This window comes from Mesorhizobium montanum (assembly GCF_033977145.1).
Lineage (GTDB): Bacteria > Pseudomonadota > Alphaproteobacteria > Rhizobiales > Rhizobiaceae > Mesorhizobium > Mesorhizobium montanum.
Genome location: NZ_JAVIJF010000009.1, coordinates 55,688 through 67,900, shown reverse-complemented (window position 1 = coordinate 67,900; position 12,213 = coordinate 55,688). Strand labels below are relative to the sequence as shown.

The window sequence follows — 12,213 nt, the reverse complement described above, 5'->3', positions numbered from 1 at the left end:
ATTTTACCACAAGCTTGATCGGCGCCAATTGCCCTCGCGCTAGTGCTTGGCCTCGATTTCCTTGCGGGCTGCGCTCGAGAGAAACGCGGATCTGGTGATACCGCGCTCGCGCGCGGCGGCATCGATCGCGCGCAGCACGCCACGTTCGAATGTCACTTTCGCCCTGACCACGGCGCTGTCATTGTCGATCAACGGCACCGAGACCAGATATGCTCCTTCCGACAGCGCGGTACGGATTTCGGGAAGCGATACGATCACCTCATGGCTGGACGGTTCAGGAACGGACATATCCTCGGCCCAAAGCTGCAGAGCCTCGACAGCATTCGGCACGATATCCTCCGGTGCATCCGCAGCCGAAAAGCAGCCCGGAATATCGGGGAAGCGAACACCAAACGCGCTGTTTGCATCCTTTTCAACCAGCGCGAAATAGTTCTTCATCGCAGTCTCCTGATTGCACAAGCGAATTCAAGTCGCCCGATATCAAGTTAAGTGGATTTACGCGGGATCGAATAGGTGCCGGTGGCGTGCGCGACGGTGTGGCCATCGGGGCCTGCCACGATGTCGATGTCGAACACCATCAGGCTCTTGCCGAGCTTAAGGATCCGGCAATGGCCGTCGATCGGTCCGGCCCCGGCCTTGCGCATGAAGTTGATGTCGAGGTTGACCGTCACTGAAAGCGCGTCCGGTCCGGCGTGGCTGAGCACGCAGACATAACCGCCGATATCGGCCAGCGTAAAAAGGGCTGGGCCCGAGACGGTGCCGCCAGGGCGCAGATGCCGCTCATCGGCATTGAGCCGCACCGTGCAGCCGCCCGCAAACACATCGATCGCCTCATAGGAGGTGAAGTGGTCGTTGAGCTGCGGATAGACACTTGCCATCAGCGCATTGACTTCAGCCGCGTCGAGCACTGGCTTCAGATTGCTTTGGGCAGGCATGGGCGGCGTCCTATATGAGATGGCAAGCTCCTGGCGATATGCCTGGACCAAACGGTGCGACGGAGAAAACACGTCTCGCGGCTGTTCTTCAACCGGCAGCGTGCTAGTTCTGTTGCTCCATGGTCCGCGAGCGCTGATTGTGAGGTTCCAAAATGGCTGAAGTCGTTGCCATCAAGCCAGCCGTCGCCGACGGCCCCGTTCTTGTCAGCCAGGACAAGGGCGTTTTGCGCCTGACGCTCGCCAGCCCGCCGGCCAATGCGCTCTCGCTGGCGACGATGGCAGCGCTTCAGGCGGAGTTCGATCGCGTGAAGGCCGACAAATCCGTGCGCGTCGTCATCCTGGCGGCGTCCGGCAAGGTGTTCTGCGCCGGTCATGACCTCAAGGAAATGACAGCGCACCGCGCCGAGCCTGATCGGGGCAAGGCCTTCTTCGAAAAGACCTTCGCGGCCTGCGCGTTGTTGATGCAGACGATAGTGCGCCATCCGAAGCCGGTGATCGCGGAAGTCGATGGCCTTGCCACCGCTGCCGGCCTGCAATTGGTCGCGAGCTGCGACCTCGCCATCGCTTCGCACGAGGCGACCTTCTGCACGCCGGGCGTCAATATCGGCCTGTTCTGCTCGACGCCGATGGTGGCGCTGTCGCGCAACGTGTCACGCAAGCAGGCAATGGAAATGCTGCTCACCGGCGAGACGATCGATGCGGCGACCGCAAAGGAGTTCGGTCTCATCAACCGCATCGTGCCGCGCGAATATCTGAATCAGGTTGTCAACAAATACGCGCAAACCATTGCATCCAAATCTTCTTTGGTCGTCAAGACCGGCAAGGAGGCCTTCTACGCCCAGGCCGAAATGGGGCTGGCCGACGCTTATGCCCATACCAGTCGGGTGATGGTGGAAAACATGCTGGCGCGCGACGCCGAGGAAGGCATCGGCGCCTTCATAGGCAAGCGCAAGCCCGAATGGACCGACAAGTAGCCGAGTTGAATGCAGCCGCCCCATTCCATCGCTGAAGGTTCGACGTGGCTGCCCGCAAGCAACTGACGCGGCTGAAAGCGCCCTATCTCAAGCGTATCCTGCTTGAGCCATCGCGCGTCGCGGATTGGGAAAAATATCCCTGGAGCCTGCCGATCTTCCATGGCCGCGAATTCGAGTTCGAGTTCGCTTCGGCCATCACCATCATCGTCGGCGAGAACGGCACCGGCAAATCGACATTGCTCGAAGCCATCGGCGCGCTGGCCGGCTATGACGAGGCGGGTGGCGGCAAGGGCTACATGCCCGTCGATCATTCCATTGCCATCGACAGGAGCGGCACGGCACTTGCCGGTACATTCCGGGCTCATTGGCTGCCAAAGGTCACTGCCGGCTGGTTCTTCCGCGCCGAGTCCTTCTATTCCGTTGCGCGCTACCTCGATCGCGCCGCGCTGGAAGATCCGTTCCGACCGCCGCCGCCTGATTTCCTGTCATGGTCGCATGGCGAAGGCTTTATCCGCTTCTTCGAGGAGCGCTGCCGCCGGCAAGGCATCTACATCCTCGACGAGCCCGAAAGCGCGCTGTCGCCGACGCGCCAGATCGAGCTTTTGAAACTGCTCCGCCGCATGGAGCAATCCGGCACAGCACAGGTGATCATGGCCACGCACTCGCCGCTGCTGATGGCTTGTCCGAATGCGCGGCTCTTCCGCATCAGTCGCTTCGGCCTCGATCTGATCGATTTTCAGGACACCGATCATTTTCGCATGATGCGCGACTTCTGCAGCGATCCCGGGATGTTTATGGCAGACGCATTGCGGGATGGCGATGAGTGACGGCGAGAGCATAAGCCCGGACGATCTCGACTGGCGAATCGAAGAGGCCTGTCGCGAGGCATGGCCATCGGCGCTCGAGACGCTGGTCGACGGCTGGTTGCTGCGCCGCTCCGGCGGCCGCATCCGGCGCAGCAATTCCGCCAACCCCTTGCGTGGCGAGCGCGGCGCGCCGTGGAGGGTAATCGACGCTGCCGAAGCTTTCTACGCCGGCCACGGCCAGACCCCGCTGTTTCGGATCCCAGACATCGCCGCCGAACTGGAACCCGATCTTGACCGCCGCGGTTACAGCCGGGAAGGCGGGACGATCCACCTCCATGCCGACATCGAGGCGCTTGCGGGAGGCCTCTTCGACGACGTCACGGTTTCCCCGACACCAAGCGAGCGCTCATTCGAGGCACGTTTTCGCACGGGCGGCTATGACGGCGCGGAGCGTCGTATCTTTCGCGAGATGACGAGCTTGATTGCGGGCGACAAGGCATTCGTGTCGTGCGAGCGCGACAATGAAGTAGCCGCCTTTGCCTTCGGCGTCATCCGCGACGGGCTGCTTGTCGTCGAGGCGGTTGAAACCGACGCCAGATTCAGGCAGCAGGGGCTTGGTCGCAGGACGGTCGGCGGTTTGATCGGCTGGGCGGCTCGGGCAGGCGCCAAGTCAGGCTGCCTGCAGGTGGTCGCCGACAATGCGCCGGCACGCGCGCTCTACGCTTCTCTCGGCTTCAACCGGGAACTCTATCGTTACCATTACCGCAGGAAAACCGTCGCAGCATGAACCACGAAACCTACGACAACGCCCACATCGCCGACATCCTGAATTCGGTGAAGACCGTCGCCATGGTCGGCGCGTCGCCCAATGACGTGCGGCCGAGCTACTTCGTGCTGAAATATCTGTTGTCGAAGGGATTTTCGGTGTTCCCGATCAATCCCGGCCATGCCGGCAAGGAGATTCTCGGCCGAACGGTCTATGCCAGCCTGGCCGACCTGCCGCAGCCCGTCGATATGGTCGACATTTTTCGCGCCTCTTCGGCGGTGCCCGGCATCGTCGACCAGGTGCTGAAACTCGATCCGCTGCCCAAGGTCGTCTGGATGCAGCTTGGCGTGCGCCATGACGAGGCGGCTGCCCGCGCCGAGGCGGCCGGTATCAAGGTGGTGATGAACCGCTGCCCGAAGATCGAATATGGCAAGCTGTCCGGCGAGATCGGCTGGACCGGCGTCAACTCCGGCGTTCTGTCGTCGAAAAAGCCTTTGATGCGCCCGGGGTTTCAGAGCTTCGGCGTGCGGCAGAAATAAGCGGGCGGCTGCTCGCGCAAAATTATTCCGGGACGAAATGCATTTTCCCCGGCGTTCGGCGCAGATCGCGCCCCGAAAGGTATTTTCTTCTTTGCATTCCAACTCGGGCTTCGCCAAGAATGCCCGGCGATTTTCGAAAGATTTGAGAGGGAGGTTTCGATGACCCGTACGCCCGGTTTCAACACTTTAGCCGTTCATGCAGGCGCCAAGCCCGATCCGGCAACCGGCGCCCGCGCCACGCCGATCTACCAGACCACCTCCTTCGTCTTCGACGATGCCGACCATGCCGCCTCGCTGTTCGGGCTGAAGGCCTTCGGCAACATCTACACTCGCATCATGAACCCGACGCAGGCGGTGCTCGAGGAGCGCCTTGCCGCGCTGGAAGGAGGCACCGCGGCACTCGCCGTCGCCTCCGGCCATGCCGCTCAGGTGCTGGTCTTCCACAATCTGATGCAGCCCGGCGACAACTTCGTCGCCGCCAACAAGCTCTATGGCGGCTCGATCAACCAGTTCGGCCATGCCTTCAAGAACTTTGGCTGGGAGGTGCGCTGGGGCGAAGCGAATGATCCGGCGACCTTCGAAAGCCAGATCGACGACAAGACCAAGGCGATCTTCATCGAAAGTCTTGCCAATCCCGGCGGCATCTTCGTCGATATCGAGAAGATCGGCGATATCGCTCGCAGGCATGGCCTGCCGCTGATCGTCGACAACACGCTCGCCTCGCCCTATCTGGTGCGGCCGATCGAGCACGGCGCCGATATCGTCGTGCATTCGCTGACCAAGTTCATCGGCGGCCACGGCAATTCGATCGGCGGCGCCATTATCGACGGCGGCACCTTCGACTGGTCGAAGTCGGGCAAATATCCGATGCTGTCGGAGCCGCGTCCCGAATATGGCGGCCTCGTCCTGCACGAGACCTTCGGCAACTTCGCCTTCGCCATCGCCGCGCGCGTGCTCGGCCTGCGCGACATCGGCCCGGCGATCTCGCCCTTCAACGCCTTTCTGATCCTGACCGGCCTGGAGACCTTGCCGCTCCGCATGCAGCGTCATTGCGATAATGCGGCGAGCGTCGCCGGCTGGCTCTCCGACCATCCCAAGGTTGCATGGGTGAACTATCCTGGCCTTCCAAGCGACAAGAACAACGCGCTGCAGAAGAAATATTCGCCGCAGGGCGCCGGTGCGGTGTTCACTTTCGGCCTCAAGGACGGCTATGAAGCGGGGATCAAGTTAGTCGAGGCGCTGGAACTGTTCTCGCATCTCGCCAATGTCGGCGACACCAAGTCGCTGGTCATCCATCCGGCCTCGACCACGCACCGCCAGCTTTCCGACGAGCAGAAGGTCAAGGCCGGCGCCGGCCCCGATACGGTGCGCCTGTCGATCGGCATCGAGGACGTCAATGACATCATCGCCGATCTCGATCAGGCGCTTGGGAAGGTCTGATGTCCACCTTCCTTGCGGTCGATGTCGACAGCGTTGAACCGGAGGCCGGCGCGCCGGCCCCGGACCGGGTGATTTCGGGCGATCCTAAATTCCGCACCTGGAATGTCGAGGAGCGGGATGGCGGCCTTTATGCCGGTGTCTGGGAAGCGACGCCCGGCAAGTGGCACATCGCCTACGACGAATGGGAGTTCTGCCACATCCTGTCCGGCGTTTCCGTGATCTCCGAGGACGGCGGCGAGGCGCGTACCGTACGGGCGGGCGACAGTTTCGTGCTGAGGCCTGGGTTCAAGGGCACCTGGGAGGTGCTCGAGACAACGCGCAAGGAATATGTGATCCGGCTGTAGAGTTCTTCACGCCGTGCTTACATCTGCACCGGAGTGTGACTAAGTCACACTCCGGTGCAGATGTGGCCAGAAGGACGAAATATGAGAACGACTCAACCGCTGACCATCACCTTGCCGCGGGACCTCGCGCAGATGGTGAAAGACAAAGTTTCCTCGGGCAAATATGCCAGCGAGAGCGAGCTCATCCGGGATGGACTACGTACTCTGGCGGCTCGCGACGCTGCTCTCGATCGCTGGTTGCTGGAGGAGGTGGTGCCAACCCTTGAGGATGCTCGTGCTCATCCCGAGCGGCTGCTGACGGCCGAAGAGGTTCGCAAGAATCTCTCTGATCGTGTCCGTGCCATCACTGGAAAATCACGCTCCGGACCATGAAGTACCACGTCAGGTTTCACCCGGCAGCACAAGAGACATCGCGGAATTGTTAACACAGTTGGCACCAAAGGCGGGTGCCGGCGCGGCGTTGAGCTTCGTCGGGCGGATAGTCGACTATTGCCTGAGCTTTGAGACGTTCCCCGAACGAGGCACTCGCCACGATGAGATTGCCCATGGCTTGCGGACCGTGGGCTGGCGGCGAAGAGCAACCATCGCTTTTGAAGTCACCGACAACACGGTGATCATACTGCGGGTGCTGTATGCCGGGCGCACGTTGGCACTTCCCGACGAAGAGTGAGCTTATCTCGTGCGGCCCCGCTCAGAAACTTCCCGCGAGCTTTTCCAGCCCGTGGAAATGATAGCTGTCCCGAAAGCGCGGCTCCTCGCCCAGGCGCAACTTTGGCAAGCGCTCGAACAGCGTCTTCAATGACACTTGCAGTTCCAGCCTGGCCAGCGGCGCGCCGATGCAGAAATGGATGCCGGCGCCGAAGGAGACGTTCTTCTGGTCCGTGCGGGCCGAATTGAAGGTGTCGGGCTCGGCAAAGGCCAAGGGATCGTGATTGGCCATGCCGAGCAGCAGCGCGATCATCTCGCCGGGCTTGACCAAAATGCCCGGCGCAACCTCGATCTCCTCATATGCATAGCGCAGGAACATATGCAGCGGCGCGTCGTAGCGCAGGCATTCCTCGACTGCAGCGGCGGTTTTCTCCGGCGTTTCGAAGAAGCGGCGCGGATCGCCGCCTTGCGCGAGGATCGAGCGCACCGCATTTCCGGTCTGGTGGACAGTCGCTTCATGGCCGGCATTGAGAAGCAGTATGGCCGAGGAAACCAGCTCGTCCTCGGAAAGCTTCTGGCCGTTGTCCTGGGCCTCGATCAGCAGCGAAAGCAGGTCGTCGCCCGGCTTCCTGCGCCGCTCAGCCACGTAGCCGCGCAGGAACGCGGCAAAATCGTTTGCAGCGCGGTTGGCCGTATCCTCGGTTTCGCGCGTGCGTCCATGCATATACATGGCGACCATCCGGTGCGACCAGTCGAGCAGTTGCGGCCCCATCTCGACCGGAACGCCGAGCATCTCGGCGATGATGGTGATCGGCAAGGGCGATGCATAGGCTGGCAGAAGGTCGACGCCGTTTGGCTCGAAACGGTCGATCAACTCATTGGCTAAAACTTCGATGCGCGGCCGCAGCCGTTCGACCTGGCGCGAGACGAAGGCGCGGTTGACCAGCGTGCGCAACCGCGTATGCACCGGCGGTTCGAGCTCCAGCATGGAATTGGCCTCGATCGCATCGAAGGCCACGAGATGTGAGCGGTCGTCGCTCACGCCGCGGCTGTCGGGAATGCCGACCGGGTTCTGGCGGCCGAAACGGCGGTCGCGCAGCAGGCGGCTGACGTCGTCGAAACCACCGAAGCACCAGAAACCATAGTCTTCCCAGAAGAAGGCGTTGGCAGTGCCATGCAGGAAGGCGTAGGCCTCATAGGGGTTCTGCACGAAGGCCGGCTCGTGCGGGTCGAGACGCAGACGGCTTCTGCCGGGATCGAAAGCTAGGTAGGCTGGCATCATGGTTGACCATTAGCGCGCCTTGTCAGCCCGATGCCAGACCGTATCTTGGCGCCCGTGAAGCCGAAGCGTTGAGCCAGGCGAGCCGGGAAGGATGTTTTGATGAATGTGATCGTCCTCGGCGCGGGCATCGCGGGGCTGTCAACCGCCTGGTCGCTGGTCAAGGCCGGCCACAATGTCTCGATTGTCGAGCAAGGGCCCATCCCCAATCCGCTCGCGGCTTCCGGCGACCATCATCGCATCATCCGTCGTGCCTACCGCGCCGGCACCGGTTATGGCCAGCTGATCAGCGAGGCCTATGATGCCTGGGACGAGCTCTGGGCCGACCTCGGCGAAAATCACCTCGATCCGCGCGGTTTCCTCTGTGTCTCGCGCGAGCCGGGCGACGAGGCCGAGGAATACCGCGAGGGATTGGAGGAGGGGAATTTTTCCTTCGAATTGCTCGATCCGGCGGCCGCCGTCGAGCGCTGGCCGTTCCTCGAGCCAGGCACCTTCCGTTACGCTTATTTCTCCACGGAAGGCGGCGCGCTGCATTGCAAGAAGATCGCCGTCGGCCTGGCAAAATGGCTGCGCGCCCACGATGCCAATGTCTATGAGAACAGCAAGGTGGTCGAGGTCGACGCCGATGCCGGCCGCATCGTGCTGGAAAGCGGCGAGACCATGCAGGCCGACCGCGTCGTGGTGGCGGCCGGCGCCTGGGTGCTGAAACTCTTTCCGGAGCTCGGCGGCGAACTGAAGACCTTTCGCACCGCGCTTGCCTACGTCGAGCCGCCGACGGATCTCAAGGCTGTCTGGGAAGTGGCGCCGGTCATCCTCGATGTCGGCGGCGTCACCGACGGCTACATGATCCCGATCACGCGCGGCGCCGGCATGAAATTCGGTTCCGGCCTGCACAAGGTGCCGACCAGCGACGCCGACTGGAACCGCCAGCCGGTGCCGGGCGAGGGCGAGGTGATCCGCAACCTGTTCTCGCCGCCGATCGCCCGCATCACCGAATACAAGGTGACCGAGGTCGTCACCTGCGCCTACACCTTTACCGCCGACGAGAAATTCCTTGCGTATGAGAAAGGCAAATGCCTGGTCGTCTCGGCCTGTTCCGGCCACGGCTACAAATTCGGCGCGAGCGTCGGCCGGCGTGTGGCAAAGGCCATCGGAGACGGCGATATTGCCGGCTTGAAACGCTGGTTGCGCGCCGAAATGATCTAGTTTGATAGCCGGCTAATCGATCGACGTGAACTGTACATCAGTGGCCGGTCTTCAGGATACTCGCGACCTTGGCGGCGATTGCCGCGTCGAGCGCCGGCCAATTCGAGAGCATCTCACGCGGAAAACGGTAGGTGAGGCTGAGATCGTCGCCGACCTGGATGTCGCGTTCGCAAGGCGCCAGCGATTCCTCCGCGCTCGGCCCGCTCAGGCAGCGGGCGACGAACGGATCCTTGCCGGGACGTTCGGCGACGGCCAGCACCTCGTTCAGATAGCCTGATTTTTCCGTGAAGGCGTAAACCGTCGTGCCGCCAGGACCGGGCGTGCCCGGCTTTTCGATCAGGGCGCTGTAGATCGGCGCAAAGCGGCCGCTCATGTCGCGCGACATCATCCGCGGCTCGAACGACAGGAAAACGATCTTCCTGGTCGTCGTGTGGTTGAAGTCGTCGCGCGCGGCCGTGCTGTAGCCGTCCATCTCGGGGTAGCGCAGATAGAGATCGAGCCGCGAGGCGATGCCGTCGCGCCTGGCCTGGTCGAAGCGGATGAAGTTTGCCGGCACGCTGATCAGATTGTTGCCCATGACGATCTGGCGCACCGTCGCGTCATCCGAATACCCGGCCATGGCGATTGACCGGCCGAGCCATTTGCCGCCGACGCTGATCGCCACCGAAAGCAGCGCCAGCGCCGCAAAGGCATAGAAGACCCGCTTCATCAAGGTCGAATCGACGACCTCGAAGTCTGGGCTCTCCGCGACGGTTGCCTGTCTCATCCGCTCTTTCCCGATCCGCCGACCTGTCCTTCGGCGGCACAGTCTTGCGCGGCATGGCTCTTGCAGCGCGTTGGCACGACTGTGCGTTTTCATGGTAAACGGTTGGTAAACATGGATCCCTTTGTGCTCGTTCTTTACGCTTTTGCGGTTGGTCTCACGGCTTGCGGACTGGCCGGATCGGCCATGGAACTGCTGTCCGGCCGGCGTCTGGCCTTTGCGGAACCCTATGTTTCGCCCGTCCATATCCTGCGTTCGCTGGCGGCGACCGCATGCGCGGGACCGTTCATGCTCACCAACGAGGCTTTGGCCGCCCGGCGCGAGGGCCGCATCGGCACCATGGCGCTGTTGTCCTGCGGTTGTACGGCCATCGCCTGGGCCTTGGCCCTCGGTGTCGTGCTCATCGCCATTGCATCCTGGGCGACCGCCAACCTAGGGTCTTTCCAATTCGCTGGTTGAGCCGAATCGGAGACGAACAATGCCGGTCTATGCGATCGATGGGAAAGTGCCCCGGTTCGTGGACGCCGATACGAACTGGATCGCGCCCGACGCGACGCTGATCGGCGATATCAAGGTCGGCCGCCACGCCGGCTTCTGGTTCGGTGTCGTCATCCGCGGTGACAACGAGCCCATTACGATCGGCGCCGACACCAATGTGCAGGAGCATACAATCATGCACACCGATCCGGGCTTTCCGCTGACGATCGGCGAGGGCTGCACGATCGGCCACCGGGCGTTGCTGCATGGCTGCACGATCGGCGACAACAGCCTGATCGGCATGGGCGCCGTCGTGCTGAACGGCGCCAGGATCGGCAACAACTCGCTGGTCGGCGCTGGCGCCCTGGTGACGGAAAACAAGATTTTCCCGGACAACTCGCTGATCGTCGGCTCGCCCGCCAAGGTGATAAGAACGCTGGACGAAGCGGCCATCGAGCGCCTGCGCGTCTCGGCAGCCCACTATGTCGCCAACGGCAAACGCTTCAAGGCCAAGCTGAAGGCAGTGTAACGGTGGCGGGCCGCTCGCGCGGCATCATCTGCGGTGGCTGTTCATCGCTTCATGCAGCAGGAAAGCACCGGCTTCGAAACCGGCCTGCTCCGCGCCTTCCAGCGCCGTTTCACAGTCGTCGATGCGGGTCCTCAGTGACGGGTCCGCGCCTGAGAGCAGCAGCAGGCGGATCGCGTCAGTGTCACGCCGGGACACTGCATAGTGGAGCGGCGTCCAATCGTTCACGCCGCGCATATCCGGGTCGGCGCCATGCTCGAGCAGGATACGAATGGCGTCCAGCCGGTCCGGCCGTTCCGTCGATAACGCGGCAATGATCGAGGGAAACCCGGCAAGATCCTCATAATTCGGGTTCGAGCCGGCGTCGAGCAAGGCGGTGATGAACGTGGCCGGGCTCCAGTAGACGGCATATTCCAGCGGATGGCCAAGGCCGAGATCGAACGGCATCCGCGCGTCGAACCAGCGCGCCGAGCCGCCAAGCGCCGTTCCCAAGCCCTCGAAATCTCCAGCCTTGAAGGCGTCGTCGATGGCCTTGAAAAGCCGATGACGCTCGCAGCGGTCCTCAGGTATCTCCAGCATGGCCAGTGGTCCGGAAAGCACGATAGTGCTTCGATCGTTCGGTCTTGGAAAGCTGTCAGTCTTGGGAAACTGAACAGTGGTTTCCTGGTTTATTTATCCGGTTTTGTTCCTTGATCCTTTCACCGGCTTGGGCTTCAGCCGTATCCGCATGGCGCCACTCTTCGAGGTCTCGATTTCGAATTCAGCTGTCTTCCTCACGAGGTCGCTGAGTTTGCCGAAGCCGTAGGTGCGAGGATCGAAATCGGAGAACAGGTTTGAAAGCTGTTTGCCGAAGGTGCCGAGGAGGACCCATCCATCCTCGCTCTCCATCTGGCCTATGACCTTCTTGAGCATAGGCGCAGCGGCGCTTGGCGCCTGAAGCGGCTTTGCGGCCGGGGCCGCATCCTGAGGGTTCACCGCGCCGGGAAGGAGATTTTCAGTGTAGACAAAGCGGCGGCATGCTTGCCGAAAGCTTTCCGGAGTTTTCTGCTCTCCGAAGCCGAAGACATCGACGCCCTGTTCGCGGATTCGGGCTGCAAGCCTGGTAAAATCACTATCGGACGAAACCAGGCAGAACCCGTCAAAGCGGCCGCTGTGAAGCATGTCCATGGCATCGATCACCAAGGTGATATCGGATGCGTTCTTTCCCGTGGTGTAGGCGAACTGCTGTTGCGGGATGATGGCATATTTCGAAAGAACGTCCGCCCACCCCTTCGATCTGGTGCTCGAAAAGTCTCCGTAGATGCGGCGGACGCTGGCTTCGCCGATCTTTGCGATTTCTTCAAACAACCCGTCGGCGATTTTCGCCGAGGCATTGTCGGCATCGATAAGAACGGCAAGGCGCGGGGATCTGGGCTCGGTCGGCATTCAACGCTTTCGGTCGCTTCTGTGTGCAATTGTTTGTTGCTTGGCTGACGCGTTCACGCAGCAGCCAGAAGGTAGCAACCAGTGG

17 protein-coding genes are annotated in these 12,213 nt (G+C 62.0%); 11 read left to right on the top strand and 6 right to left on the bottom strand.

Going from position 1 to position 12,213, the window contains the following annotated elements; translation table 11 throughout:
- Window positions 1-39 precede the first annotated feature (39 nt).
- Both RFM68_RS14075 and RFM68_RS14070 read right to left on the bottom strand, forming a co-directional pair.
- Window positions 40-438 carry a type II toxin-antitoxin system HicB family antitoxin gene (locus RFM68_RS14075; RefSeq protein WP_320233583.1) on the bottom strand — a complete coding sequence of 133 codons (399 nt, stop codon included), beginning with the start codon at window positions 436-438 and terminating at the stop codon, window positions 40-42.
- Window positions 439-485: 47 nt separating this feature from the next.
- Window positions 486-935 (bottom strand): PaaI family thioesterase, encoded by a 450-nt coding sequence (locus RFM68_RS14070; protein ID WP_320233582.1) that lies wholly within the window; start codon window positions 933-935, stop codon window positions 486-488.
- Window positions 936-1,087: 152 nt separating this feature from the next.
- On the opposite strand from RFM68_RS14070, the gene RFM68_RS14065 reads away from it, so the two are divergent.
- The 8 genes from RFM68_RS14065 (at window position 1,088) to RFM68_RS14030 (ending at window position 6,474) form a co-directional block, all read left to right on the top strand.
- Window positions 1,088-1,909, top strand: coding sequence for an enoyl-CoA hydratase (locus RFM68_RS14065; RefSeq protein ID WP_320233581.1), 822 nt, complete (start codon window positions 1,088-1,090; stop codon window positions 1,907-1,909).
- Between the two features lie 44 nt (window positions 1,910-1,953).
- Window positions 1,954-2,736, top strand: a complete 783-nt coding sequence (locus tag RFM68_RS14060) for an AAA family ATPase (protein WP_320233580.1) — start codon at window positions 1,954-1,956, stop codon at window positions 2,734-2,736.
- Window positions 2,723-3,502 (top strand): GNAT family N-acetyltransferase, encoded by a 780-nt coding sequence (locus RFM68_RS14055; RefSeq protein ID WP_320233579.1) that lies wholly within the window; start codon window positions 2,723-2,725, stop codon window positions 3,500-3,502. Before RFM68_RS14060 ends, RFM68_RS14055 begins: the two co-directional genes overlap by 14 nt.
- Window positions 3,499-4,020 (top strand): CoA-binding protein, encoded by a 522-nt coding sequence (locus tag RFM68_RS14050; protein ID WP_320233578.1) that lies wholly within the window; start codon window positions 3,499-3,501, stop codon window positions 4,018-4,020. Before RFM68_RS14055 ends, RFM68_RS14050 begins: the two co-directional genes overlap by 4 nt.
- A 159-nt stretch (window positions 4,021-4,179) precedes the next feature.
- A complete protein-coding gene (locus RFM68_RS14045) occupies window positions 4,180-5,460 on the top strand; it encodes an O-acetylhomoserine aminocarboxypropyltransferase (protein WP_320233577.1) in 1,281 nt (426 codons plus the stop codon).
- Window positions 5,460-5,804 carry a cupin domain-containing protein gene (locus RFM68_RS14040; protein WP_320233576.1) on the top strand — a complete coding sequence of 115 codons (345 nt, stop codon included), beginning with the start codon at window positions 5,460-5,462 and terminating at the stop codon, window positions 5,802-5,804. Before RFM68_RS14045 ends, RFM68_RS14040 begins: the two co-directional genes overlap by 1 nt.
- A gap of 81 nt (window positions 5,805-5,885) precedes the next feature.
- Window positions 5,886-6,176, top strand: a complete 291-nt coding sequence (locus RFM68_RS14035; RefSeq protein WP_320233575.1) for a ribbon-helix-helix domain-containing protein — start codon at window positions 5,886-5,888, stop codon at window positions 6,174-6,176.
- Window positions 6,142-6,474, top strand: coding sequence for a type II toxin-antitoxin system RelE/ParE family toxin (locus RFM68_RS14030; RefSeq protein WP_320233574.1), 333 nt, complete (start codon window positions 6,142-6,144; stop codon window positions 6,472-6,474). The genes RFM68_RS14035 and RFM68_RS14030 overlap by 35 nt, the downstream gene beginning before the upstream one ends.
- A 21-nt stretch (window positions 6,475-6,495) precedes the next feature.
- On the opposite strand, the gene RFM68_RS14025 is transcribed toward RFM68_RS14030, so the two are convergent.
- Window positions 6,496-7,734 (bottom strand): cytochrome P450, encoded by a 1,239-nt coding sequence (locus RFM68_RS14025; protein ID WP_320233572.1) that lies wholly within the window; start codon window positions 7,732-7,734, stop codon window positions 6,496-6,498.
- Between the two features lie 99 nt (window positions 7,735-7,833).
- Between RFM68_RS14025 and RFM68_RS14020 the strand changes: the two genes are divergently transcribed.
- A complete protein-coding gene (locus tag RFM68_RS14020; protein ID WP_320233571.1) occupies window positions 7,834-8,937 on the top strand; it encodes an NAD(P)/FAD-dependent oxidoreductase in 1,104 nt (367 codons plus the stop codon).
- A 37-nt stretch (window positions 8,938-8,974) separates the two neighbouring features.
- On the opposite strand, the gene RFM68_RS14015 is transcribed toward RFM68_RS14020, so the two are convergent.
- A complete protein-coding gene (locus RFM68_RS14015) occupies window positions 8,975-9,703 on the bottom strand; it encodes a hypothetical protein (protein ID WP_320233570.1) in 729 nt (242 codons plus the stop codon).
- A 60-nt stretch (window positions 9,704-9,763) separates the two neighbouring features.
- Here RFM68_RS14015 and RFM68_RS14010 point away from each other — a divergent pair, with 60 nt between their 5' ends.
- Window positions 9,764-10,159: a DUF6949 family protein gene (locus tag RFM68_RS14010; protein WP_430694859.1), complete on the top strand. Its 396-nt coding sequence runs from the start codon at window positions 9,764-9,766 to the stop codon at window positions 10,157-10,159.
- A gap of 19 nt (window positions 10,160-10,178) precedes the next feature.
- Window positions 10,179-10,706 (top strand): gamma carbonic anhydrase family protein, encoded by a 528-nt coding sequence (locus RFM68_RS14005; protein ID WP_320233568.1) that lies wholly within the window; start codon window positions 10,179-10,181, stop codon window positions 10,704-10,706.
- Window positions 10,707-10,730: 24 nt separating this feature from the next.
- Here the strand turns inward: RFM68_RS14005 and RFM68_RS14000 are convergent, their stop codons facing one another.
- Together RFM68_RS14000 and RFM68_RS13995 are read right to left on the bottom strand one after the other, a co-directional pair.
- The gene (locus RFM68_RS14000; protein WP_320233567.1) at window positions 10,731-11,282 is read right to left on the bottom strand and encodes an ankyrin repeat domain-containing protein; all 552 of its coding nucleotides are present in this window, start codon (window positions 11,280-11,282) and stop codon (window positions 10,731-10,733) included.
- A gap of 93 nt (window positions 11,283-11,375) precedes the next feature.
- The gene (locus tag RFM68_RS13995; RefSeq protein WP_320233566.1) at window positions 11,376-12,128 is read right to left on the bottom strand and encodes an NYN domain-containing protein; all 753 of its coding nucleotides are present in this window, start codon (window positions 12,126-12,128) and stop codon (window positions 11,376-11,378) included.
- Window positions 12,129-12,213 lie beyond the last annotated feature (85 nt).